This window comes from Chryseobacterium sp. (genome assembly GCF_041914225.1).
In the GTDB taxonomy this organism is placed as follows: domain Bacteria; phylum Bacteroidota; class Bacteroidia; order Flavobacteriales; family Weeksellaceae; genus Chryseobacterium.
Genome location: NZ_JAYSDT010000002.1, coordinates 104,287 through 125,976 on the forward strand (window position 1 = coordinate 104,287; position 21,690 = coordinate 125,976).

Annotated in this window: 21 protein-coding genes; 14 read left to right on the plus strand and 7 right to left on the minus strand. The window is 38.0% G+C overall.

The window, feature by feature from the left end:
* Positions 1-46: 46 nt before the first annotated feature.
* Positions 47-835, plus strand: coding sequence for a hypothetical protein (locus tag ACE3RB_RS01445; RefSeq protein ID WP_374462556.1), 789 nt, complete (start codon positions 47-49; stop codon positions 833-835).
* 65 nt (positions 836-900) lie between these two features.
* On the opposite strand, the gene ACE3RB_RS01450 is transcribed toward ACE3RB_RS01445, so the two are convergent.
* From ACE3RB_RS01450 to ACE3RB_RS01460, 3 genes are all read right to left on the minus strand, one after another.
* Positions 901-1,962: a 3-oxoacyl-ACP synthase III family protein gene (locus ACE3RB_RS01450; RefSeq protein WP_374462557.1), complete on the minus strand. Its 1,062-nt coding sequence runs from the start codon at positions 1,960-1,962 to the stop codon at positions 901-903.
* Positions 1,963-2,170: 208 nt separating this feature from the next.
* Positions 2,171-2,725: a ribosome recycling factor gene (frr, locus tag ACE3RB_RS01455; protein WP_002979817.1), complete on the minus strand. Its 555-nt coding sequence runs from the start codon at positions 2,723-2,725 to the stop codon at positions 2,171-2,173.
* Between the two features lie 293 nt (positions 2,726-3,018).
* Positions 3,019-3,432, minus strand: coding sequence for a hypothetical protein (locus tag ACE3RB_RS01460; RefSeq protein ID WP_374462558.1), 414 nt, complete (start codon positions 3,430-3,432; stop codon positions 3,019-3,021).
* A gap of 585 nt (positions 3,433-4,017) precedes the next feature.
* Here ACE3RB_RS01460 and ACE3RB_RS01465 point away from each other — a divergent pair.
* Positions 4,018-5,379 carry a hypothetical protein gene (locus ACE3RB_RS01465; protein WP_374462559.1) on the plus strand — a complete coding sequence of 454 codons (1,362 nt, stop codon included), beginning with the start codon at positions 4,018-4,020 and terminating at the stop codon, positions 5,377-5,379.
* Positions 5,380-5,465: 86 nt separating this feature from the next.
* Here the strand turns inward: ACE3RB_RS01465 and pyrH are convergent, their stop codons facing one another.
* Entirely contained in the window at positions 5,466-6,173 is a 708-nt protein-coding gene (gene pyrH / locus ACE3RB_RS01470) for a UMP kinase (protein ID WP_002979821.1), read from the minus strand.
* 167 nt (positions 6,174-6,340) lie between these two features.
* Between pyrH and porQ the strand changes: the two genes are divergently transcribed.
* From porQ to ACE3RB_RS01495, 5 genes are all read left to right on the plus strand, one after another.
* Positions 6,341-7,333: a type IX secretion system protein PorQ gene (gene porQ / locus ACE3RB_RS01475; RefSeq protein ID WP_332387016.1), complete on the plus strand. Its 993-nt coding sequence runs from the start codon at positions 6,341-6,343 to the stop codon at positions 7,331-7,333.
* Positions 7,334-7,417: 84 nt separating this feature from the next.
* Entirely contained in the window at positions 7,418-8,092 is a 675-nt protein-coding gene (gene cmk, locus ACE3RB_RS01480) for a (d)CMP kinase (RefSeq protein WP_374462560.1), read from the plus strand.
* A 95-nt stretch (positions 8,093-8,187) separates the two neighbouring features.
* The gene (locus ACE3RB_RS01485) at positions 8,188-8,538 is read left to right on the plus strand and encodes a YtxH domain-containing protein (RefSeq protein ID WP_002979824.1); all 351 of its coding nucleotides are present in this window, start codon (positions 8,188-8,190) and stop codon (positions 8,536-8,538) included.
* 79 nt (positions 8,539-8,617) lie between these two features.
* On the plus strand, positions 8,618-8,926 hold the full coding sequence (locus tag ACE3RB_RS01490) for a phage holin family protein (RefSeq protein ID WP_374462561.1): 309 nt from the start codon (positions 8,618-8,620) through the stop codon (positions 8,924-8,926).
* Between the two features lie 3 nt (positions 8,927-8,929).
* The gene (locus ACE3RB_RS01495) at positions 8,930-9,430 is read left to right on the plus strand and encodes a phosphoribosyl-ATP pyrophosphatase (protein ID WP_374462562.1); all 501 of its coding nucleotides are present in this window, start codon (positions 8,930-8,932) and stop codon (positions 9,428-9,430) included.
* Positions 9,431-9,510: 80 nt separating this feature from the next.
* Here the strand turns inward: ACE3RB_RS01495 and ACE3RB_RS01500 are convergent, their stop codons facing one another.
* Entirely contained in the window at positions 9,511-10,236 is a 726-nt protein-coding gene (locus ACE3RB_RS01500; RefSeq protein ID WP_374462563.1) for a TrmH family RNA methyltransferase, read from the minus strand.
* Between ACE3RB_RS01500 and ACE3RB_RS01505 the strand changes: the two genes are divergently transcribed.
* On the plus strand, positions 10,222-12,831 hold the full coding sequence (locus ACE3RB_RS01505; RefSeq protein ID WP_374462564.1) for a BamA/TamA family outer membrane protein: 2,610 nt from the start codon (positions 10,222-10,224) through the stop codon (positions 12,829-12,831). The genes ACE3RB_RS01500 and ACE3RB_RS01505 overlap by 15 nt on opposite strands.
* On the opposite strand, the gene ACE3RB_RS01510 is transcribed toward ACE3RB_RS01505, so the two are convergent.
* Entirely contained in the window at positions 12,828-13,445 is a 618-nt protein-coding gene (locus ACE3RB_RS01510; protein ID WP_002979829.1) for a vancomycin high temperature exclusion protein, read from the minus strand. The genes ACE3RB_RS01505 and ACE3RB_RS01510 overlap by 4 nt on opposite strands.
* Complete coding sequence (locus ACE3RB_RS01515; protein WP_374462565.1) at positions 13,442-14,566, minus strand: 2Fe-2S iron-sulfur cluster-binding protein; 1,125 nt, start codon at positions 14,564-14,566, stop codon at positions 13,442-13,444. The genes ACE3RB_RS01510 and ACE3RB_RS01515 overlap by 4 nt, the downstream gene beginning before the upstream one ends.
* 33 nt (positions 14,567-14,599) lie before the next feature.
* Between ACE3RB_RS01515 and ACE3RB_RS01520 the strand changes: the two genes are divergently transcribed.
* The 6 genes from ACE3RB_RS01520 to ACE3RB_RS01545 all read left to right on the plus strand — a co-directional run bounded on the left by ACE3RB_RS01520 (position 14,600) and on the right by ACE3RB_RS01545 (position 21,682).
* A complete protein-coding gene (locus ACE3RB_RS01520) occupies positions 14,600-15,160 on the plus strand; it encodes a TlpA family protein disulfide reductase (RefSeq protein ID WP_374462566.1) in 561 nt (186 codons plus the stop codon).
* A gap of 23 nt (positions 15,161-15,183) precedes the next feature.
* Positions 15,184-16,155: an iron chelate uptake ABC transporter family permease subunit gene (locus ACE3RB_RS01525; protein ID WP_374462567.1), complete on the plus strand. Its 972-nt coding sequence runs from the start codon at positions 15,184-15,186 to the stop codon at positions 16,153-16,155.
* 236 nt (positions 16,156-16,391) lie between these two features.
* Positions 16,392-17,315 carry an ABC transporter ATP-binding protein gene (locus tag ACE3RB_RS01530; protein ID WP_374462568.1) on the plus strand — a complete coding sequence of 308 codons (924 nt, stop codon included), beginning with the start codon at positions 16,392-16,394 and terminating at the stop codon, positions 17,313-17,315.
* Between the two features lie 165 nt (positions 17,316-17,480).
* Positions 17,481-17,933, plus strand: coding sequence for a MarR family winged helix-turn-helix transcriptional regulator (locus ACE3RB_RS01535; protein ID WP_041461799.1), 453 nt, complete (start codon positions 17,481-17,483; stop codon positions 17,931-17,933).
* Positions 17,934-17,986: 53 nt separating this feature from the next.
* The gene (locus tag ACE3RB_RS01540) at positions 17,987-20,380 is read left to right on the plus strand and encodes a 3-hydroxyacyl-CoA dehydrogenase/enoyl-CoA hydratase family protein (RefSeq protein ID WP_374462569.1); all 2,394 of its coding nucleotides are present in this window, start codon (positions 17,987-17,989) and stop codon (positions 20,378-20,380) included.
* Positions 20,381-20,500: 120 nt separating this feature from the next.
* A complete protein-coding gene (locus ACE3RB_RS01545; protein ID WP_374462570.1) occupies positions 20,501-21,682 on the plus strand; it encodes an acetyl-CoA C-acyltransferase in 1,182 nt (393 codons plus the stop codon).
* The last annotated feature ends 8 nt before the right edge of the window (positions 21,683-21,690 follow it).

The following is a 21,690-nucleotide window of genomic DNA, read 5'->3' on the forward strand; positions in this document are numbered from 1 at the left end:
ATTTTGAATATAAAAAATTATATTTGTGGAAACTTAAAACAGAACCATGAAGAAATTACTACTTATTGGCTTATTCAGCCTTGTCTCTCTGAATGCTTATGCCCAGGATGAAGAGAACGATACCTACAACGGTGAAAAATACGGATACATCATCAATAAAGCCGGAAAAAAAATTGAAGGGGTTGTGCATCTGCATGGCGGCTATTCCAGCCCGTGGCAAAACCAGTTAAAAGTGAAATTTGCCGCCATTGCTGATATTGACAAAGTAAAAAACAGGATTAAGTTCAAAACGTATGATACTGACGATATCAAGGAATATATGCTCTATGAAGGTGATAAGCCCAGAATTTTTAAATCTGTTAAATACTCCAATATGAGAGAAGCTTTAAACAGTTCCGAAAGTTCAACAGGACTTGCTGCAGGCTTCAAGGCGATCAATAATCTTTCGAGAACGGAACAGTTTGCAGAAGTGGTAACGGAAGGGAAAATCACAGTGTATAAACTTTACGGCTACCCAACTGCTCTTTCCGCAAACAGCACACAGGCTATCTCCCAGACAGAAACGGACCGGTTAAGAGAAAATCCTAATTATATATTTTCGAAAAAAGGGGGAAAAGTAGAAGAACTGACTCCGGCAAAGGCTAAAATTATTCTGGCAGACTGTCCTTATGTAAAAGCAAAAATAGCAAAAGGAGAATATGGCTCCCTGAAAAATGAAGAAAAGAAAAGGTCCGGCTTTGGGAAATTTATCCGGGATGAAATCAGCAATGCTACAGTAGATAAACTTTCAATCATTAATGAAGTTGTTTATGATTATAACGAAAACTGTAAATAAATAACAACTAAAGAAGCTGTCTCCTACATTGAACTTTGCAAACACAGGAGGCAGCCTCTTAATTTTTAAAACTGATAAACAAAAGCATTAATATTCATTCCGGCTCCTACAGAAGCAAATAACACGACATCACCTTTCCTGATTTTATGATGTTCCAGCTCATCCTGCAGAATCATTGTCAATAAAGAAGGAATCGTAGCCACACTGCTGTTTCCAAGCTTATGGATCACCATAGGCATGATGTTTTCCGGAACAGGTTTTCCATATAGCTGATAAAACCTGTTAACGATGGCTTCATCCATTTTTTCATTCGCCTGGTGAATAATAATTTTATTTAACTGATCAATAGAATATCCACTGCTGTCAAGACATTTTTTCATGGCATCTGGAACATTTACCAGGGCAAATTCGTAGATTTTCCTGCCATCCATTTTGATATACCGGGTATCAGGACATCTTTCGTTGTTGTAAGATTTTCCAAAATACAGATAATCTTTTTCTTCCAATGTATAAGAAGCGGATAAGTGAGCTTTAATACCGGATTCATCATCATTATTGACCTCCAAAACAGCAGCTCCTGCCCCGTCCGCATAGATCATGCTGTCTCTGTCATGAATATCCACCACACGGGAAAGGGTTTCTGCCCCTATGACCAGACACCGTTTCGCCATTCCCGATCTGATAAATGCATGGGCCTGTATCACCCCTTCAATCCACCCCGGACATCCAAAAAGAACGTCATAAGCCACGCAGAAATTATTTCTGATTCCCAACAGATGTTTTACCCTTGCAGCAAGGCTGGGTACCATATCAGACTGAACCGTTCCAAAGCGGACATCTCCAAAGTTGTGAGCAAAGATAATATAGTCTAAAGTTTCTGGATCAATTTCTGAATTTTCTATAGCCTTCTTTGCGGCAATATATCCAAGATCAGAAGTAACCTGTGTATTGTCGGCATATCTTCTTTCTTCAATACCCGTAATCTTTTTCAGCTTATCCGTAATGGAAGCATTATTCTCTTTTAATAAAACACCTTCTTCATTTAGAAAAACATGTTTATCAAAAAATAAATTGGTTATGGTTTCCGATGGGATGTAGTTTCCTACCCCGATAATTTTTGTCATCATTATAGTAAGTTTGTTACCTGTTCTTTAATCATATTTCAGGATTATTTATTAAATATAATGAATGAACGTAAATATTCATCAATATCGTATGAAACAAGAATGTATTGCATTATAAAAAATGAAAAAGAATAACAGATAAGGAATACAGCAAGAAAAAAGAGGCCTCCTTTCGGAAACCTCTCTTATTATTTTATTTTCAAACTGAAAATTATACTTTCATAATTTCAGCTTCTTTTGTCTTAAGATGCTCATCACAAAGCTTTACATATTTATCTGTATACGTCTGGATTTCTTCTTCCACACCTTTGATGACGTCTTCAGAAACTCCATCCAGTTTTTTAAGTTCTTTCAAACCGTCCTGTCTTGCGTTTCTTACTGTAACTTTGGTTTGTTCAGCTTCAGCTTTTGCCTGCTTTGCAAGCTCTTTTCTTCTTTCCTCTGTCAAAGGCGGAACGTTAAGGATGATATTTTCTCCGTTGTTGGAAGGTGCAAAACCTAAGTTGGAATTGATGATCGCTTTTTCAATCGCATTGATTGCAGTTCTGTCCCAAGGTTGAATAGAGATGGTCATGGCATCCGGAATAGAAACATTCGCAACCTGGTTGATAGGAGTCATAGCCCCGTAATATTCTACCATTACATCCTGAACCATTGTTGTAGAAGCACGTCCCGCTCTGATTCTTTGAAATGCGTGATCCAGGTGCTTTACAGCTGCATCCATGTCTTGTTTTACAGATTCTAATATAAGATCTAATTCTTCCATTATTATAGTATAGTTTGATAAATTACACATCTATTAATCGATCTGAATACTCATTAAAGCTAAAAAACGCTGTAAACATCAGTGTTTCTTATTACTTTACATGAATTTTTACTATTCAGTGCTGCAAAAATAATGATTGTTTTCGATATTTTGGTAAGACAGCATTCTGTATTTTGTAAAACGTTGATATTTTTAAATAGGACACTGTGCAAAATTATTTTATTACAACAATTACTTTATAACAAAAGCCCTCTCAAAGAGAAGGCTATTATTAGTATTAAAGAAGAAGATATTTAATTACTAAATTTCAATCTTATTCTTATTCCTTTTGCAGCAGGTATACAAAGATAACTTTCAGTAAAAATGTGTACTGCTACCACATGCTTACCTTGAGATGTCCACTGGTCAATATAAGTTTTAAAGTGATGATAAACTGTATTTGCTGCATCATCCGTCATTGGTGCATTATAAGGGAAAATATCTCCGTAGAATGAAGCATTATCAGCATCTTGCCCGTACGAATACTCCGCATTATTATCATAAGGAGTGGGATCGCTCAGGAAATCCCCGTATGCATTATATCCATAGTAGATTGTCGGACCTAGAGTGGGAAATGGACTATTTGTAGACGGAAATAAAGCCTCTGCAACAAATTTATCAAGATATATCTGGTTTCTTCCCCACATTGGAGTTCCTTCCTTGTACAATACCTCGTAATTACTGATGTACGGATAGTTCGGATTTACGTTGATAGGATTAATATAGCTGGTCGAACCACACTTAAAAGTAATCGGATCACCAGATGATCCTTTTTCGGAACCCTTTTTAAAAGCTTGAATTTTTGTTTCAGAAAGTGTAGATGTTTCGTGATTTCTATTTCTTCATTTGTTGAGCAAGAAAATAGCAATACACTGCTTGCTAGCAGAAGTAATTTTTTCATAGTTATTAGTTTAGTTAAGTCTCAAAGATAGAAAAATTATTGAATCTACAAAATACCACACGATTTACATATATTTTCTCAAAGAAAACAGGCTTAATTTTTCAGATATGCACTTACTCTTTTCTCATTTCAGAGTTTCTTTCAATTCTTTTTAAACAAAGAATCCGGGTAGAAATACCTACAGGATATTTCGGTTATTTCTACTCTGTGAGATATCGTTTTTTCTAACTTCCTTTACTATGCCTTTTAAAAGATGATTCTGGAGGTCTTATATTGATACCCCCATGATCAACAGAAAGTCTCGGAGAAGACAGTATTTAATGATTATAAACTAATTTAAACCTATCACATCATGACAAATCCATCTTTAGACGCATACCAACAGGTTTTTGCAATGTCAGGTCTTGCCAACCGTGCCGGGGGCTACAATGGTACCGGTACCGAGTTGCAGCAACAGCTTCAGTATGATTTATCTTTTTATTTCAACAATGTTCCTCCTGTTAAAATAATGAATCAGACCACCCCCTCAACAGCCGATCCTTCAGTTACTCCGGTATTGGGAAACTGGAATCTTGTCTGGGGCCCTGCTCTGATTGAAGAAACTGACGAAAATGGTAAACCTACCGGGGTTGCAGATAATGCTTTGTATGTAGCACAATGTGACACTGTCGCATTTCCGGGAGGCCCCTCAGTTCCTGTCTACGTTGTAGCAATTGCAGCTACCAATCCATCATCACTGTACGACTGGGAAACAGAAGATTTTTCAGTATCCGAAGTAGTCAACTGGACGACGTATGATCCTTCCAATTTTACACCATCATCGTACAATGGAACTGATCCCTATATTTCAAAAGGAACCGCTACCGGTATAGGCATACTTCTCGGACTTATAAGCCCGGATACAGCCGCATCACCGAATACTACACTCCAGCAGTTTCTTGCCGGTTTAAATCCGGATCCGGATACAGCCATTATTTTTTGCGGACACAGCCTTGCAGGAGCATTATCGCCTACCCTTGCCCTGTATCTGAAAGAGAATAAAGACCTTGACGCTTTCGGGATAACACTGGTATATCCTACTGCCGGACCTACTCCTGGTGAAGCAGCTTTTGCCAGCCTGTTCAATGCTTCATTTCCACCATTACCCGCCGGATGGCAGGCTCAGACAGGAGATTATCAGAGCTGGAACACCATGCACTGGAACGATCTGGATGTGGTGCCTCATGCCTGGCCGGCAGCAGATCTGGAAGAGATTGCAACGATATATGGCAAATCTCCTGACAGACTTACTGCCTTTACATTAGATACCTTACAGGATATTGGTCTTGCTGACGCTTCCCTGTCGGGTGTGACGTATACAAGGATACAGAACCAGTCACTTCCGGGTAAGCTTCAGAACTCGGATGGGCCTGGTGTCAGCATCAATACACCACCCCAATCTTTGTATGATTATATGTACCAGTTATTTTTACAGCATATAGATATGTACTCGGGCATTCCTTCCTTTGGTCCTGGCTATCCTCAGGTAAACGGCCTTATTCTGCAGCAGCCATTACCTCAACCCCAACAGGTGAAGCTGGTACCGGGAGTAACTGCTGTTACAAAATTTGAGATGATTATGAAAATAATCAATCAGATTATTGGCTGGATTTCTGTTCGCTATGCGGCAGCTCAGCAGGAAATCACCCAGCAGAATGTTGAAGTGAATGAATAATTAAAATTATAGCTTAAACCAAAACACCTGTCAAAGCTACTCGCTATGACAGGTGTTTTTTATATTATCGTATTGATACAATCTGATTATAAATCAACCAGGGTACCTACATTTTCGCCGTCTACAATTTTTTCTAAATTTCCATCTTTATTCATATCGAATACAATGATAGGCAATTTGTTTTCATGGCTTAATGTAAATGCAGTCATATCCATTACTTTAAGGTTTTTCTCAAATACTTCATCAAAAGATAATGAATTGTATTTTACAGCATCTGCATTCTTTTCAGGATCACTGTCATAGATTCCGTCTACTCTTGTTCCTTTCAGGATCACATCAGCACCGATTTCGATAGCTCTTAACGTAGCAGCCGTATCAGTCGTAAAATAAGGGTTTCCTGTTCCTGCGCCGAAGATCACTACTCTTCCTTTTTCAAGGTGTCTTACTGCTCTTCTTTTGATGAAAGGTTCCGCTACTTTATCCATTTCGATCGCAGACTGAAGTCTTGTTTTGATTCCTGCATCTTCCAGTGCTCCCTGTAAAGCCATTCCGTTGATTACAGTGGCCAGCATTCCCATATAATCTCCCTGCACTCTGTCCATTCCTTTTGCCGCTCCTGCAACACCGCGGAAAATATTTCCTCCTCCGATTACGATCGCCACTTCACACCCTTTGTCAACTACTTTTTTGATCTCAGCAGCATATTCCTGCAGTCTTTCATTGTCAATACCGTATTGTCTGTTTCCCATTAAGGCCTCACCGCTCAGTTTCAGAAGGATTCTTTTATATTTCATCTTTTATTTTTAATAACTTTTTATTAGTACTGGTTTCCCAGGAATTTGATTTTGCAAATATAATCATTAAAAATGTTGATAAAAGAAAAATATTTAAATAGAAATAATGTAAGAAATATTTTGAAAAGTACGAAAAAGGATTATTTTTGCATTAATTATAAATTGAATTGAAGAAAATTATCATTTTTTCATTATTTCTATCAGGAATTGTTTCTTATGCGCAAACAGGAACAAATGTTTATCCGTTCTTAAATGTACCTGTATCTGCAAGACAAGCTGCCCTGGGCGGTGATGCAATTTCAGTAAGAGATTATGATGTTTCCTTTGCTATTGCAAACCCTGCCCTGTTAAATAAAGATTCTGATAAACAGCTTTCTGTAAATGCAACGGCATACCTTGCCGATTCGAAATACGGAACGATTGCTTATGCCAAAGACTTTGAAAACGGCCATATGGCGACCATCAATGCAAGGTATATGAGCTATGGAAGTATTCCGAGAACGGATGAAAGCGGTTTCGAAAACGGAGAATTCAAAGCTTCCGATGTCGCTATTGGTGCAGGCTATGCCTACCAGTTTGAAGAAGACTGGACTATTGGTGGAGGACTTAATTTTATTACTTCAAAAATTGACAATTATACTTCTTCCGCTATTTCGGGAACGGCCGGAATTACCTATCATAACAAAAAGAACAAAGAAGTTGTTTCATTGGTCATGAGAAACTTTGGTTTTCAGCTGAAGTCTTTCAACGGCACAAGAGAAAACCTTCCTTTCAGAGTAGATCTGGGATACACCAAAACCATCAAGAACTTCCCTCTTGCCATTACTATTACAGCACATGACCTTCAGAAATTTGATATTTCTTCAGAAGAGAATCTGGACGGGCAGAAAGTGGGAACCGGCAGAAAGATTGCAGACCACTTTTCATTGGGAGCAGAATTGTTTCCGGAAAAGAACTTCAATATCAGGCTGGGATATAATGTAAAAAGAGGAAATGAGCTGGCTGTTGCAGATCAGAGAAACTTCTCAGGACTTTCTGCAGGATTTGGAGTTAAAGTTTCCAGATTCCGTATAGATTATGCTCATGTAAGATATCACAACTCTTCGAATGTCAATCAGATAGGGATTTCCATGGACCTTTCAAGCCACAGAGGAGAATAACTCTTCAGTCCTGAAATTTCTTAATTATTCCGAAAATTTCCTACTTCTTCTTGATTTTTAAGAAAAAATCTTGAAATTTGCAGTATGAAAAAACCTGTAATTGCTATCGATGGGTACTCGTCTACCGGAAAAAGTTCTATCTCTAAAATCATTGCTGATCAACTGGGACTTATTCATATGGATACAGGAGCGCTTTACAGAGGAGTTACCTGGTATGCTTTGCAGCATTGTGTGAATGTAAACGGTGAGATTGACCTGAATACATTGTTCTCTTCTTTTGACCGTATCAAACTTGAATTTAAAAACAACGACGGCACACTGATTCTTTTTCTTAATGATTCTGACATCTCTAAAGAAATCCGCACCAATATCGTATCCGATAATGTAAGCCTTGTTGCTAAACAAAAGGAAGTAAGAGATTTCTTACTTCAGTCACAGCGCACCTTGGCAGAAAAAGGAGGTGTCATTATGGACGGACGTGACATAGGGACAGTAGTTCTGCCAAATGCAGACTATAAATTCTTCCTTACTGCCAGCATTGATGAAAGAACCAACAGAAGGTTTTTGGAACTGAAAGGCCTAGGCATAGAAGCTGATAAAGAACAGGTAAAACAAAACCTTATAGAACGCGACAAGATCGACAGTGAGCGTGAAATAGCCCCATTGAAGCAGGCTGAAGATGCTATTGTTATAGATAATTCTGAACTGACCAAGGACGAAACCATAGCCCTTATTTTATCTCACATCAAAAAGATTTAACAATTTTTAATAGGCTTAAAGCCTCCTTTGGTATACAAATTGTAAGTTTTATTACTGTAAAAACTAATCTATTATTAATTATTAAAAAACTTAAAATGTCTAGAAAAGGAAATAATACAGCAGGTATATTGGCAGGACTTCTTGCAGGTGCTGCGGCAGGTGTAATCTTAGGAATGTTATACGCACCGGAAGAAGGTAAAGAAACCAGAAAAAAAATCAAAACTAAAGCCAATGATCTTAAAGACCAGGCAAAAAATAAATACGGAGAGGTTTCTGAAAAAGTAAAGGACCAGTACAGCAATATTTCTTCTACTTTCAAAGAAACTGCTAGCAGCGTAGCACATACTGTGAAAGACGGATATGATAAATACAAGGATCAGATTGTTTCCAAAACTGCCGATCTGGCAAAAGATGTGGAAGCAGAACTGAATGACCTAAAAAAATAAGTAATTTATCTTTTTAAGTAAATTACGGGAAGGAACTTTTGTGCGAAAGTTCCTTTTTTTGTAACTTTAAAAAAAAACAATGATAGAAACTATTAAAGAATACGCCTCCAAGAGAATAGATCTTCTGAAAATTGAAGCGACTGAGAAGTCGTCTCTTTCTGCCGGGCTCATTACTTACTTTGTAGTACTGCTTGTTGCTTTTGCTTTTTTTATTATCCTTTTCAATTTTGGAATTGCCTTCCTCATCGGGAAAGCACTGGATAATTACTCTTACGGATTCTTAATTGTTGCAGGGTTTTATGCTGTGGTAATGGCATTTGTTGTTGCATTCAAAGGTAAAATTGTCAACACTGTTGCAGATCAGGTTATTAAATTTTTAAATCATTAAACTATGGGCAGAAAATACGAGAGCATAGAAGAATTAAGAAGAAAGAAAAAACTGCTTCAAAGTGAAATAGGTGATCTGGAAAATCTTCTTACCTTCAAAAATACGAAGGAAAGCCTGAGTGCATTTACCAACGGCTTAACAGACCAGTATCTTCAGGAAAAGATTGATGAAGACGGTGATGAAAAAGTAGTTCTCAGGAAGGATGTCATTGCCAAACAGCTTACTTCCGAAGTAAAAGACCTTTTAATTAGCAAAAATACAGCTGTAGGAATTGCCAGCTCTGCCTTCAAAGGAGGAAATCTCACAGACGGCCTTGTTAAGCTGGGAGTTACTGCCATCGTAGGAAACTATGCCAAAAAAAATATGAAAAGCTCCAACTGGAAGAAAAAACTGATTGGTGCTGCTCTGATCTACCTTGCTCCAATAGCACTGAAATATGTCAGAAAAAAGATTGAGGTCTATCAGAAAAACAAAAGTGTTTCAAGTATGGAACAGCTTATATAGAAGCTAGATGTCAGAAACTAGAAGTTAGAGAATATTCAGAAAGTGATTTACACTAATTTCTAACCTCTAGTTTCCAGTTTCTATTTTGAAAACAGCTGTCCTAAAATAATCCCTGCAGCCATAGATACATTCAGGCTTTCTGTAGACTGGGATTTTCCGAATCTCGGAATACTGATACTTTTCTGTAAAAGCTTCTCCGTTTCCGTTCTCATTCCGTTTCCTTCATTTCCTAAGATCAGGTTGATTTTCTCCGGTTTCTTAAAAGTATAGATATTCTCCCCTTCCATATCTGTTCCGATGTTCACATTTTCTGTTTTGGAAAGATATTCCACAAGATCAGTATATACCACATTCACCCTGATGAAAGAACCCATGGTTGCCTGAATGACTTTCGGGTTGTATACATCTACAGTATCTTCACTACAGATGATCTGCTCAATCCCGAACCAGTCTGCCAGACGTATAATAGTTCCCAGGTTTCCCGGATCCTGTATTCCGTCCAAAACCAGCTGTATATTCTTATCCTCCAGTTTTTCTTCCTCAGCAAGATAGCATACTGCAACGGAATCTTTTGGGGTTTTAAGAAAACTGATTTTTTTTAATTCATTTTCAGAGATATGGGTAACAGGGATATCAGTACGGTTCAATTTTTGTGGATCGGTTGACAATATTTCTTTAACTTTAAAGTTAGAATTAAAAAGTTCACAAATGATTTTATTACCTTCAACCAAAAACAAATTGTATTTTTGTCTGAACTTCTTTTTATCTAAAGATTGTAAAACTTTTATTGTATGAGCTGTAAGCATTATAAGAATTCTCCTCAAAAATATTATAAAATTATCTCATTTGCAACATTTGTTGGTCTCCTTTATGCTTGTAGTACTACGAAAAAAGTTCCTGATGGCGAATACCTGCTTACCAAGAACACTTTAGAGTTCGAGGATAAGAAAGTGTTTTTCGATGAGGAGCTCAAGGACTACATTCAGCAGAAGCCCAATAAAAAGCAATTCCTTTTCATGCCATTAAGTCTCCTTCTGTATAATATGGCTGATCCGAAATACGACACTATACTTAATGAATATATGACCTATCCCGGTGAGATGAGAAATCAGAAACTGAGAGACTCTTTATTCCTTAAATATAATATGAAAAGCAGCGTTGGAAAAAGCCTTCTTTTCGACCGTTTACTGCACAATTGGGGAACACCGCCTGTCATTCTTGATCAGGGCAGAAGTGAAAAAAGTGCTGAATCTATTAAGAAAAGACTTACCTACAGAGGATATTGGGATGCAGATGTAAAATTCAGGCATAATTTGGACTCCGCATCTAAAAAAGCATCTGTTAATTATTTTGTCAGACATAATGATCCTACACGCATCAAGGATTATTACTACAATATCCCGGATCAGGGGATCAAAGGATACTACAAGTCTTTCCTTAACAAAAGTCTTATAAGATCCGGACAGATTCTTGACCAGACCGTTCTTGAAAGAGAAGTAACAAGAATTACCGATATGATGAGGGAGTTTGGGTATTATCGATTCAATGCCTCCAATGACGAAGTTTATTTTGTAGCGGATTCTCTTAAAAGCAGGAAACAGGTTCCTTTAACTCTGGAAATTCATAAAGACTCGCTGGATACCCCCTATAAGATTGCTACTTTTGGGAATATTGATGTTGCCATTGTGGATGAACCCGGTGATTATCCTAAAAATACAAAAAAAGACAGCTTAAGGAGAATAAGATTCCATACGGTGAATGACAAATATAAAATTTCATCCATTTGGAGAGCTATCATTCCGGACAGTAAAAAAGTCTTTGACCAATCTAAACTGGATGTCACCAAAAGAAATCTTTTGGCAATGAACAACTTTAGTATCGTTAAAGCAAGAGACTCTCTGAGACAAGGTGGAATGTCCTCACCTAACGACAGCATTGTTGATCTTTTATATGTACTGAAACCACTTCCAAAATATGAACTGAAAGTGGGAACAGATATTAATTATTCCCAGGTGCTGAATCTGGGGATCTCTCCTTCTGTTGACCTTACCACACGAAATGTTTTCAGAGGTGCGGAAAACCTTTCTACCAGCCTTTCCGGAACGTTCGGATCCATAAGAAGTACGAAGGATATCAGCAAAAGGGTGGCTGCGTATGAAATATCAACACAGGCCTCATTGAATTTCCCGAGACTGTTGCTGCCGTTTAATTATTACAAACTGATTCCGAAACGATATACTCCTACATCTTCTATTTTGCTTGGAGCATCAATCCAGAATAATATTGGTCTGGGAAGGTTAATTTTCAATACAGGGCTCAATTATCAGGCAAGTGTAAATGACCAGGTATATCATAAACTTACTTTATTTAATACTCAGGTCAGCCTTACAAAGAATAAAGATGCCTACTACGATTATTTTGTGAATGACGGAAGGGTAAAAGATGAAGTTTTCGGGAATTATTTCATGTTCAATGCAGAAACAGCACAGGTCGGCCAGGATTACAAAGATGGAAAACTGAGTGTAGATGAAGTTTCCAAACAGATTATCGATAATGAAGCTTACCGTGCAAGTCTTAACCAGCAGGGCACAGATCTGCTGACAGCCTTCAGAGGAACATTGGTCAATAAAGACAGGCAGACACAGGATGTCCTTATTTCTTCCATGATCTATAACTTTGTTTATAGTGAAATCGGAAAAAAAGAATATCCAAATGCATTTTATTTCAACGGGAAAGTTGAGCTTGCGGGTAATATCTTAAGTATATTCAATAAAAAAGACAACAGCGGAGGTGTGGTTACCGGTCCGCAAAGAACTATTTTCGGACTGCCATATGCGCAGTTTGTAAAATTTGATATTGATACAAGGAAATATTTCAGATTTAACGGGAACCAGACATTAGTTCTTCGCCAGTTTATCGGAGTAGGAATACCATATGGAAATTCCCAGGATATGCCTATTATCAAATCTTATTTCAACGGAGGTTCCAACGATATCAGGGCCTGGGTAGCTTTTGGAGGATTGGGTCCTGCAGATTCTCAGGTGGATGAAAGAGTTCGTACCTATATGACAGACAATGTAAAGCTTACGACCAATATTGAATACAGAATTCCTTTCAATAAGACTTATGAAGGAGCTTTATTTACGGATATCGGGAATACATGGAGTCTCCGTAACTATAACGACGGGTATGGTGATGAGTTTAAATTCGGTAAGTTCTGGAAACAGGTTGGTATCGGAAGCGGGTTCGGATTAAGGTTAAACATTGCCTACGTTACTGCAAGAATCGACCTTGCCTACAAAATCTATGACCCAAATAAACCTGAAGGTGACCGATGGAGAATCAAATACATCCAGCCTTTCAAGCCAACAGTTAATATCGCGTTCGGATATCCTTTCTAATCCGGAGAAACGCCTAAAATAAAATACACTACAGCAATCACACGGGCGAGGATTTCCCTCGCCTGGTTTCTGTAAAAGCTTTCAGGTTTTGTGACATCCTGCGCATCAAATCCTAAAGCATTCATATCATTATTTCTTGCAAAAAACAATGCTCTGAGGTTATGATATCCCTGAGATACAATGATGACATTTTTCTTTTTATAAACATCCTTACAGCGCAGAATACTTTTATAGGTATTGAATCCTTTCGGATCTTCCACAATAATATCTTCCGGAACACCTTCCTGATTCACCAGATAATTTCTCATTGCTCCCGGCTCATTGTATCCTTTGCTCTTCTCCCCGCTCACTATAATCTTTTTGATTTTCCCGTGATGATAAAGAAGTGCTGCAGCGTCCATTCTTTTGGTAAAATAAGGATTGGATTTTCCTGATCTCATTTTAGGAGATGTTCCCAGCACCAAAGCGATTTCCCTGGGTGGTATTTTTGAGATTTTGGTATAGGTTCTCCCGTTGGTAAGCCCGAAAACCCACGCATTACACAGGCATATCATCAGAATCCCCAATTCCAGTGATATAAACCCAAGATTAAATATGTTCTTAATAACTCTCAACTAAGATCAAAGTTAAGCTTTATTTTTTTACTTTTCACAATAGACATACAAGCTAAAATATGTCCCTGCGCCTCCTCTTTTTCAGTAAGATACTCATTCTCCAGCAGTTCCACTTCTCCTTCTTCCAAAGAGCATTCACAGCTACCACATATTCCCGACTTGCAGGAATAAGGTACCGGGAATTTCTGAATCAGAAGCTGTTGAAGGATTTTATCCTTATTATCAGGAAGCCGGGTTGTATATTTTTTTCCCAGCATGGTAAATTCAACTTCTATATTTTCAATAAGAGGAAATTCTTTTTCTACGGGATAAATATCATCATTGAATTCTTCAAAAAGCTCAAAATGAATGTTCTTTTTCGGAATGCCATGGTGATAGCAGGCATTAGCCAGGGTTTTGATCATTTCTCCTTTTCCGCAGATCAATACCTCGTCTACCGCATCCCAGATGGTAGATTCTTCATCAGTATCATCCAAATGGAGGATCTGATTAATAATAAGATTCAATTTCTTCTCATCCAGCCGGCCGTAAAAAAACTGATCGGCAATTTTCTCCTGTGAAAAAAAGTAAAAGATCTGAAGTCTGTCACCACACGTTCTGGCAAGGTTATCCAATTGATCACGATACACAAGATCATCCGAGCTTTTATTTCCAAAGAATAAAAACAAACGGGTTCTGGGCTCGTTGTGAAGGATATTTTTAAAATGACTTAAAATAGGAGTAATCCCGATTCCGGCTGCAAAAGCAACAATCGTTCTGAATTCGCTTGGCTTGGAGACCAGTGTAAATCTTCCCGCCGGTTCGCTTACCCATAGAACATCACCCACATTATAGTTTTGAAACAGCTGGGATGTAGCTCCTTCAGAAGAGTTGATCTTTATGCCCAGGCTTATTTTTCCTTCATAAGGTGCTGAAGTCATTGAGTAATCATTAATAACCTCTTTCCCATGTGACTGAAATCTTATACTGACGAACTGCCCTGCTTCAAACCTGAAATTTTCCTTTACATTCCCGGGAATATCAAACTCCAGAGAAAAAGTATTTTTGGTCAGCTGTTCCTTTTTCGCTATTTTTAACGGATGAAACTGTATCAGTTTCCCTTTATAGATTTGTTGTTCCATAACTTCAATTCAAAAATAGATAAAAAATAATTTATGAAGAAGATAATTTTATCCACGTTACTTCTTACTGCACTGTACAGCTGTAAAAAAGAAGGTCAGAAAACTGAAAACACTGCTGCAGCAGATTCTCTTTCTGTATCTCAAACTACAGAAGCTGAAGGAAGTACAGTTCTTCCCAAAGAACTCTCCCCGGAAAATGTAAGCCAGCATCTGGCAAAAAATAATGACACTTTATATGTTACCAATTTCTTTGCAACCTGGTGCGGCCCGTGTATGAGAGAAATTCCAAGTTTTAAAAGTAAAATGGAGGAATTAAAAGGAAAGCCTGTAAAATTCACCTTCGTAAACCTTGATGACAAAGCTGAATGGGCTGGTGCTGTTAAGAATTTTGCTGCAGAAAACAAACTCGGAAACAGCATTATCTTACTGGATGGACAAAAATTAGATCAAAACTTCTTTCATAACAACTTCAAACAGTGGGACGGAGGTTCTATTCCTTTTACTTTCATGAGAAAAGGTGATAAAACTGATGAATATCTGGGAATGATGACGGAAGATGTCCTGAATTCAAAAATCGATTCTTTCTTAAAATAAATAGACTGAACTCTTTCTGAATCATGTCAAAAAGATTTAAAATCCTGTGTTTATTATTTGTGACCGCTATTATTATCAGTGCTGTCATTAATATGAACACAGGATTTTTAAGTTTAAGTTTCGGGGATTTCTTTCAGGATTCAGCTCATAACCAGATTGCTGAAATCCGTATCAACCGTGTTCTGGTAATGATGCTAGCCGGAATTTCAATTCCGACTTCGGGTTTTCTGATGCAGGAATATTTCCAGAATCCGCTGGCAGGACCTGATATATTGGGAATAACATCGGTCGCCAGTTTATCGGTCGCCTTTTATATTTTTTTCTCCCATAATATTCTGCTGCCTGAGTTTTTACAGAACAGTTTCCTGAGCTTATCGGCCATTGGCGGGAGTTTACTGCTGATGCTGATATTGCTGTCCATGTCCAACAGATTTCAGGATAAATCATACCTTATTATTTTCGGGTTTCTTATATCTGCTTTTGCCGGTGCTATTGTGTCATTACTTCAGTTTTATGCGGAAAATCAAAGTCTTAAAAACTATATTCTATGGTCTTTCGGAGCGAATAATATGGTGACCAGAAACCAGATTTATGTATTGTCTGTCCTTGTTTTCATTGGTATGTTCATCTGTTTTAAGGCTATAAAGCCACTTATCGGGAATTCTCTCGGCAATTCTTACGCACAAAGTTTAGGAGTAAACCTGAAGCAGCTGAAGCTTTTAATCATCATTGCATCCTCTCTCCTATCTGCTTCTATTACTGCATTTCTGGGACCTATCTTATTTATCGGAATCATTGTTCCTCACTTCTGCAGATTGGTTTATAACCCATCCAGACTATGGCAGCAATGGATTCTTAATATGTTTCTGGGAATGCTGATCATGCTGCTTTTCTCTGTCATTGCAGAAAAAACACAGATCCCTTTGAATGTGATAAGCTCTGTTTTTGGAATACCTGTGATTCTGATGATGCTATTGAAACAGAATAAAGTGTAATGATGGTGTATATAAACCGAACAACCAATTTCAAAATTAATACAGGTCAGGAAAATAACTCATAGAATTTGAGAATAATTTTATAACTTACTTCAGTGAGTAAAAAGGAAATCAATCATACTGTGTCATTCCGGAGGAATCTAAATTACTTTGCCGAGATGCTTTCAACATGAAAAAACAAAGCAGAATCAGATAGCAAATTCATAAGTCCATAGAAAATAAAGAAAGAAACAAATATGCACCTACAGATCAAACAAGCTAATATCGGTTACAATACAACACTAATCTCCAATGCTAATGCGGATTTAAAGCTTGGTGATGTATGCCTGCTGATTGGTAATAATGGTGTAGGAAAAACAACGCTTATCAAGTCTGTTCTGAATCAGCTTCCGTTACTGGATGGGGAAATTTCTATTAATGGGAAAAATGTGAAGAATCTTTCGGTAAAGGAAATTGCAGAAAACATTGCCATTGTTTTTTCAAAGTCGGTAATACCGCAGCATTATACGGTTGAGGATCTCATTTCCCTGGGAAAGTATATTTACTATCCTTTTTATTTTGAATTAACCAAACAAGACCGCGAAGAAGTTGCCCATATTATTGAAGAACTGGACCTAAATCAATACCGATATACCCTTCTTAAAAACCTTTCAGACGGAAATCTGCAAAAAGCATTTATCGGCCGTGCCATTACCCAGAACTCTCCTATCATTATTCTGGATGAGCCTACAACCCATCTGGATGAAAAAAACAAAATCATCATTCTTAAAACCCTTAGAAAATTGGCCAAGGACCAGAATAAACTTATCCTGTTTTCTTCCCATGACTGGCGATTGGCCAAAGAGTTTGCAGACAAAATCTGGTATGTAAAAGAAAACCATCTGTATTCCGGGATTGTTGAGGACATTTTACTTCAGCATGGTGAGCTTACCAATGCTTCCTTATTTCAAATCAACGAAACTTTTATTCCGCCTTTTATTTCCGCTCCTCAGTTTCACAAGGAAATGCTGTATTCTCTGCTTCAAAAAAACTTCCAAAAAGACCTGTCTGACCTGAATTTTGAATTTCAGGACCCATTTTGGGTAATTACTAAAGATTCCATGTATTACCAATGTGAATCTTTTGAAGAAATCACCAAATTAATCCCAAACATTCATTAATACTGGATTTTCTTTGATTAATTCATATACTATGCATGCATAGTATTATGCTAATCATACAATTTAATCTGTTTACTATCAGCCTATTAACAAAATTTAACGTTAATAAATATTATGCATGCATAATATTTATTAAATTTGGGTAAAACCATTGGCGCAAAAATGATGGATAATAATAAGGAAAAAATAGAAAACGTAGATTTAATTTTAAAGCAGACCTGGCTGGCTGTTTCAAAAATGTACACAGAATTAGCTCAGGAACATGATTCAACGGCTGTACAGGCCCTTACTCTTCTTAAAATAGACCCTAAAGAAGGAACCCGCAGTACCAATCTTGGTCCAAAGATGGCTATTGAGCCGACTTCTTTAACGAGAATCATCAAACTTCTGGAAGATAACGGTTATATCTATAAGGAAAAAACAACCACCGATAAGAGAGAGGTTATCATTAAACTTACAGATAAAGGGTTAAACTCCAGAAACATGTCTAAAGAAGTTGTTGTCAACTTTAACAAGAAGGTCATGGAAAAGATCTCTCCTGAAAAAATGGAAACGTTCAAAGATGTAATGAGCGAAATCATGAAAATAGCAAACGAATTATTAAATAACAGAAAATAAATTATGATGAACCTTTCGGTTCCATCTAATCTTCTCAAAATAAAAATTTACATATGAAAAGAAGAATCAAACATGTAACGGTTCTTGGTTCAGGAATTATGGGAAGCGGTATCGCAGCTCACTTCGCCAACATCGGTGTTGAAGTATCACTCTTGGATATTGTTCCTTTTGAACTTACTGAAGCTGAACAGAAAAAAGGTTTGACCAAAGATGATAAGGTAGTAAGAAACAGAATTGCTTCCGAAAACTTTGAAAAACTTAAAAAAGCAAGTCCTGCACTTCTTTATTCACCAAAGTTTGCAGACAGGATCAAAATCGGAAATTTCGATGACGATTTGCCGAAAATCAAAAATACAGACTGGATCATTGAAGTAGTAGTAGAAAGGCTTGATATCAAAAAGTCAGTGTACGAAAAGATTGAACAGTTCAGAAAACCGGGAACATTAATTTCCTCCAATACATCCGGGATTCCTATTCACCTGCTGACAGAAGGCAGAAGCGAGGATTTCAAAAAATACTTTGCCGGGACGCACTTCTTCAACCCGGTAAGATATCTTCCTCTTTTAGAGATTATCCCTACTAACGATACAGATCCTGAGATCATCGATTTCTATATGAATTATGGAGCAAAATTCTTAGGCAAAACAACGGTTCTGGCGAAAGATACTCCGGCATTCATTGCCAACAGAATCGGAGTTTTCTCTATGATGGATCTTCTTCACAATGTACAGAAATTAGGACTTACCGTTTCTGATGTTGATAAATTAACAGGTCCGGTTATAGGACGCCCGAAATCTGCAACATTCAGAACAGCTGATGTGGTAGGTCTTGATACATTGGTAATGGTAGCCAACGGAGTTCGCCAGAGCGGTGCTGAAGCCAATGATTTTAATGACGTTTTTGCACTTCCTGACTATATCCAGAAGATGATGGATAACAAGTGGCTGGGTTCAAAAACGGAGCAGGGATTCTATAAGAAAGTAAAAAATGCAGAAGGAAAATCTGAAATTCACGGATTAAACCTTGATACTTTAGAATATGAGCTTCAGGGAAAATCATCATTCCCTACCCTGGAATTAACAAAATCTATTGATAAGCCGATAGACAGGTTCAAAGTGCTGATCGGCGGTAAAGATAAAGCCGGTGAACTATACAGAAAATCTCTGGGAGCACTGTTCGCTTATGTGTCGCACAAAGTTCCTGAAATCTCTGACGAAGTTTATAAAATAGACGATGCCATGAGAGCCGGTTTCGGATGGGAAAACGGACCGTTCGAAATCTGGGATGCCGTAGGTGTTCAGAAAGGTATTGAACTGGCAAAAGATGCAGGATATGAAGTTTCGGATTGGGTAAAAAATGTAGAAACATTCTATAAAGTTAATGATGAGGGACAAAGTATTTATGTGGATAAAAATTCAGGAGAATACAATAAAATTCCAGGTCAGGATGCTTTCATCATTTTAGATAATATCAGAAAAAATAAAACACTTTGGAGCAATTCAGGGGCTGCTATTGAAGATTTGGGAGACGGAATTATCAACTTTGAGATCCGCTCAAAAATGAATTCTCTTGGAGGCGAAGTTCTTGACGGATTGAACAGAGCGATTGATTTAGCAGAAAAAGAATATGACGGATTGGTAATCGGAAACCAGGGAGCCAACTTCTCTGTAGGAGCTAACCTTGCGATGATCCTTATGATGGCTATTGAGCAGGATTGGGATGACCTGAATATGGCTATCGCCTACTTCCAGAAATCCATGATGAGAGTACGCTACTCTTCTATTCCTGTAGTAGTTGCTCCTCACGGAATGACTTTAGGTGGAGGCTGCGAAATGACAATGCATGCAGACCGGGTGGTTGCAGCCGCAGAAACATATATCGGACTGGTAGAAACCGGAGTTGGGGTAATCCCTGGCGGTGGTGGTACTAAAGAACTGACTTTAAGAACTTCCAGAGAATTCCACAACGATGATGTTAAAAATAACAGACTTCGTGATGCTTTCATGAACATCGCTATGGGTAAAGTTGCCACTTCAGCCTATGAAGCTTATGATATGGGAATCCTTGAAAAAGGAAAAGACATTGTCTCAGTAAGCAAAAACAGACAGATTGCTGAGGCTAAAAAAGTAGCCAAACTACTGGCAGAACAAGGTTATACCCAGCCTATTGAACAGAAAGTGAAAGTTTTAGGTAAAGATGCATTAGGAATGTTCTATGTGGGAACAGACCAGATGTTAACCGGAAACTATATTTCTGAGCACGATAAGAAAATTGCAGATAAGCTAGCCAACGTAATGGTAGGTGGAAACCTGTCTGAACCTACAGTTGTTACAGAACAATATCTGCTGAACCTTGAAAGAGAAACTTTCTTACAGCTTTGCGGAGAGAGAAAAACTCTGGAGAGAATTCAGTACATGTTGCAGAATGGAAAACCGTTGAGAAACTAATCATTTCAAAAAAAGATTAACGAACACTTTGTCATTCCGAAGGAATCTAAACTTTGTAGAGATACTTCCAGCATGACAAACAGTACGATTAATTTTTTATAACAATTAATTAATAAAACAATGTCAAAGACAGCATACATAGTAAAAGGATTCAGAACAGCAGTAGGAAAAGCGCCAAAAGGCTCTCTGCGTTTTACACGCCCTGATGTCATGGCGGCTACCGTTATTGAAAAATTAATGGCTGAGCTTCCGCAATTAGATAAAAACAGAATTGATGATCTTATCGTAGGTAATGCAATGCCTGAAGCTGAACAAGGGCTGAACGTTGCACGTCTGATCTCTCTGATGGGATTAAATACCGATAAAGTTCCGGGAGTTACCGTAAACAGATACTGTGCTTCAGGAAGTGAGGCAATTGCCATTGCTTCTGCAAAAATCCAGGCTGGCATGGCGGATTGTATCATCGCTGGTGGTACCGAATCGATGTCATACATTCCAATGGGGGGTTATAAACCTGTTCCTGAAACGGATATCGCAAAAACCAACCCTGACTATTACTGGGGAATGGGCTACACGGCTGAAGAAGTCGCAAAACAATATAAAATTACACGAGAAGAACAGGATCAGTTTGCTTTTGAATCTCACATGAAGGCTTTAAAAGCGAATCAGGAAGGCAGGTTTGCTAACCAGATCGTTCCGATTCCTGTAGAATATAACTTTCTTGATGAAAATCAGAAACTGCAGACTAAAAAGTTTGATTTTTCAGTAGATGAAGGTCCAAGAGCTGATACTTCTTTAGCTGGCCTGGCAAAATTAAGACCTGTATTTGCCAACGGAGGAAGTGTAACTGCCGGAAACTCTTCTCAGATGAGTGACGGGGCAGCTTTCGTAATGGTAATGAGTGAGGAAATGGTGAAAGAATTAGGATTAGAGCCTGAAGCAAGATTAGTAGCTTATGCAGCAGCCGGACTGGAGCCAAGAATCATGGGAATGGGGCCTATCTACGCTATCCCGAAGGCATTAAAGCAAGCCGGTCTTGAATTAAAAGATATTGAGTTAATCGAACTTAACGAAGCTTTTGCCTCTCAATCAGTTGCGATCAAGAAAGAATTAGGTTTAAATCCTGACATCTTAAACGTAAACGGAGGAGCCATCGCCCTTGGCCACCCGCTTGGATGTACAGGAACCAAACTTACGATTCAGCTTCTTGATGAAATGAGAAAACGCGGCAACAAATACGGAATGGTTTCTATGTGCGTAGGAACCGGACAGGGAGCAGCTTCTATTTTTGAGCTTCTTTAATAGACAAA